The sequence below is a fragment of the Micrococcus sp. CH7 genome (genome assembly GCF_001595485.1).
Taxonomy (GTDB): domain Bacteria; phylum Actinomycetota; class Actinomycetes; order Actinomycetales; family Micrococcaceae; genus Micrococcus; species Micrococcus luteus.
The window spans coordinates 1-1,461 of the sequence record NZ_LOSQ01000013.1; the positions used below are offsets into that span (position 1 = coordinate 1).

General features: G+C 70.0%; 1 protein-coding gene. It reads left to right on the forward strand.

Annotated elements, in window-relative coordinates; genetic code table 11:
* Positions 1–182 precede the first annotated feature (182 nt).
* Positions 183–1,436 carry an ISL3 family transposase gene (locus tag AUV08_RS05135; RefSeq protein ID WP_061873124.1) on the forward strand — a complete coding sequence of 418 codons (1,254 nt, stop codon included), beginning with the start codon at positions 183–185 and terminating at the stop codon, positions 1,434–1,436.
* The last annotated feature ends 25 nt before the right edge of the window (positions 1,437–1,461 follow it).

Consider the following 1,461-nt stretch of genomic DNA (forward strand, 5'->3'; position numbering starts at 1 on the left):
GGGGCTCTTCGGACATTCGGTGGGGGGTGAGGCTCGCCGGGTGAGTTCGGGCGGGTAGGGGTCGAGGTCCCCGAGGATCAGTAGCGCCAACTGCTGCTCCAACCGAGGACCTCGACGTGTCTCACCATAGTTCGGGGTGCGCTGATGCGCGCTCTGCCGCTTGCCCGTGTTCCCGCTGCGATCTGCTGCTCGGTCTCGACGGCGTCCATGTCGAGGCGGTCGAGCGTCTGGACGGGCTGCTGGTGGTGACGGTCTCGAGCCCCGCGGCGCCGGCCGGTTGCCCGTCGTGCGGGGTGCTCGCTGTCGGTCGGGGTCGCCGCCGCCGCGTTCTTCACGACGTGCCCGGCGCGACGCGGGTGCGACTGATCTGGCGGCAGCGGGTGTGGCGTTGTGATGATCCCGACTGCATGAGGAGGACGTTCGTGGAGCAGGTCCCGACCCTGGTCGCCGCGCGCGGGTCGATCACCATGCGCGCGGTGACGTGGGCGATCGGGCAGCTGCGCCGCGAGCACGCCACGATCGCGGGCCTGGCCCGACAGCTGGGCACGTCGTGGAAGACGGTCTGGCGGGCCGTTGAGCCCGAACTCGTCAAGCTGGCTGCCGACGAGTCCCGGTTCGAGAACGTCACCACCCTCGGCGTCGACGAGCACATCTGGCATCACGTCGACTCCCGCAAGCGCGGCCCGAAGGAGCTGACCGGGATGGTCGACCTGACCCGGGATGAGCACGGTCGCACCCGTGCCCGGCTGCTCGACCTCGTGCCGGGCAGATCGGGGAAGGCCTACGCGGCCTGGCTCGACGAGCGCGGCGACGCGTTCCGGAACAACGTGAAGGTCGCGGCGTTGGACCCGTTCGCCGGATACAAGACCGCGATCGACGACAAGCTCGAGGACGCCGTCGCGGTGCTCGACGCGTTCCACGTCGTCAAGCTCGGCACCGCCGCCGTCGACGAGGTCCGCCGACGTGTCCAGCAGGACACCCTCGGTCACCGCGGCCGGAAGGGCGATCCGCTCTACGGGATCCAGACCATCCTCCGCGCCGGCGCCGAGAACCTCACCGAGAAGCAGCGGGCACGGCTGGTCGCGGCGATCGAAGCCGCCCCTGCCCATGATGAGGTGTTCGTCGCGTGGCAGTGCGCGCAGCAGCTGCGCTCCGCCTATCACCAGAAGGACCTCGCCGAAGGGCGGAAGATCGCAGAGAAGGTCGTGGAGTCGTTCCACACCTGCCCGATCCCCGAGATTGCACGCCTCGGCCGCACCCTCCGGCGGTGGACCGACGCGTTCCTGGCCTACTTCACCACCAACCGGTCATCGAACGGCGGCACCGAGGCGGTGAACGGGATCATCGAGCTCCACCGCCGCCTCGCCCGCGGCTACCGAAACCGGCACAACTACCGCCTCCGCATGCTCCTCGCCGCCGGCGGCCTCACCCCATGACCCCCACCGGAAGTCCGAAGAGCCG